The 1,706-nt window shown below is 65.2% G+C and carries 3 protein-coding genes; all 3 read left to right on the top strand.

What is annotated here, in order from left to right:
* Positions 1-393, top strand: a 393-nt coding sequence (locus tag HXX15_RS23060; protein WP_296519245.1) for a hypothetical protein, incomplete at its 5' end; no start/stop codon positions are given.
* On the top strand, positions 390-1,361 hold the full coding sequence (locus HXX15_RS23055) for a hypothetical protein (RefSeq protein ID WP_296519244.1): 972 nt from the start codon (positions 390-392) through the stop codon (positions 1,359-1,361). The genes HXX15_RS23060 and HXX15_RS23055, both read left to right, overlap by 4 nt.
* A partial coding sequence (locus tag HXX15_RS23050; protein WP_296519243.1) for a DnaT-like ssDNA-binding protein occupies positions 1,358-1,706 on the top strand: 349 nt, incomplete at its 3' end. The genes HXX15_RS23055 and HXX15_RS23050, both read left to right, overlap by 4 nt.

Here is a 1,706-nt window from a genome sequence, read left to right as displayed (position 1 = left end):
GAGCCGGCTCGTGGCGGGCAGGGGAACTGGATCGAACTGTGGCCTACGTCGAAGATGATGGCCGGCGACCCTTCTGCATCGTCTATCTACTTTGGACAAGATGCTGCCGAAGCTGGCCGCTTCGAGGCGCCGAGCAGCATTAGCCGCGGCAGCACGCGGCCGTGGTTCATTCGCGGCACGTGCAAGGACTCTGGCGGCAATCCGCTCGGCGGCGCGGCGGTTCAGTGCTTCCGCACATCGGACGATCTGTTCGTTAGTCAGGTCGGCTGCGATGATCGCGGGCAGTACGAGGTGCCGACCCCGTATCCGGGCGTCGCGCACTACCTCGTCGCGCAGTATGCGAGCGGGAGCCTCGCCGGTTCGACGGTCGACACGTTGATTCCCACGCTATGACCAACATCACACTACGATCAGCCACGACGAGCGACATTACGCTTGACCGGGCGGATGCTTCGGCATCGGATAGCCCGACTACTATCTACCTGAACCCCGTGCCCGGCATCGTCGCGGCGGTCGCTCTGGTAATCACGCTGGTTAGCGCGGCAACGAGCGATATCGTAATGAGTATCGCGCCTTCGGCATGGGCGGAGGCAGCGCAGCGCAGCGACGTCACGCTATACCCGATCACCGCTCCGGCAAGTGTTGCAACGACTGACAAGACGCTTCAGCCGGCGCTTGCTGCTGACGCAGACACGTTCTACGCCGCGACGGTGAGCCGCGGCGCCGTCGCGCTGGTGGCGGCATTGGTGACGGACGGCGACACATTCTACACTGCGACGGCCAGCCAGAACGGCGCACCGCAGTCCTTGACGCCATCGCTCGCCACGGACGGTGACACGTTCTACGCTGCGACGGCTACGAGCACCTACGCACTGATGCCCGCGCGCGCCGCGGACGGCGATACTTTCTACGCAGCGGTAGTGACACCGGGCGCCGTGGCGCTGACACCCGCCCTGGCTGCTGACGCGGACACGTTCTACGCTGCGACGCTGACGAGTACCTATGCGCTCCAGCCGGCGTTGTCATCTGACGCGGACACGTTCTACCCGCCGGCCATAGTTCCCGGCGCTGTGGCGCTGACGCCAGCGACGGTTACTGACGCGGACGCGTTCTACGGGGCAAACTTGATCTTGGCAGTCAATGTCACCTTGACGCCAAGCATGATCGATGACGGTGACGACTTCTATGGCGCGGAGGTCTTCGATTCCACCGGCGGGACGCCGCTTGCGGGAGTACCCGCCGCAAGACCCCTCACAGGCGCATTGCAGAGTTACCCGCTGGCCGGCGCCACGGCCGGGCGACCGCTCGCAGGGGCATCGCCGTCCTACCCGCTCGCAGGCGTTACGCGGGGGTATCCATGAGCCTTATCGTTGAAACTGGCGCAGTCGTTCCGGGCGCGGAATCGTACATCAGCGAAGCCGACAGCATCGCGTATCACACGAGCCGCGGCAACGATACGTGGATGACTATCTCGCAGATCCAGCGTGAGCAGGCTCTGCGCCGCGCGACTGACTACATGGCGCAGGTGTACCGTCGCCGCTGGGCAGGGTTCCGCGCCACGGCAACGCAGGCGCTCGACTGGCCACGCTCGTTCGTCTATCTGGAGCCGTTCGTGCGTGGCGCGACTGGGTCGTACCCGTACCTCGTCGCCGATAACGTCGTGCCGGAGGAAGTGAAGCGCGCATGCGCCGAGCTGGCCCTGCGTG

Origin of the sequence: Rhodopseudomonas sp., from assembly GCF_013377015.1 — a bacterium.
GTDB lineage: Bacteria > Pseudomonadota > Alphaproteobacteria > Rhizobiales > Xanthobacteraceae > JARJEH01.
This window is presented reverse-complemented; position numbering and strand designations above follow the sequence as displayed.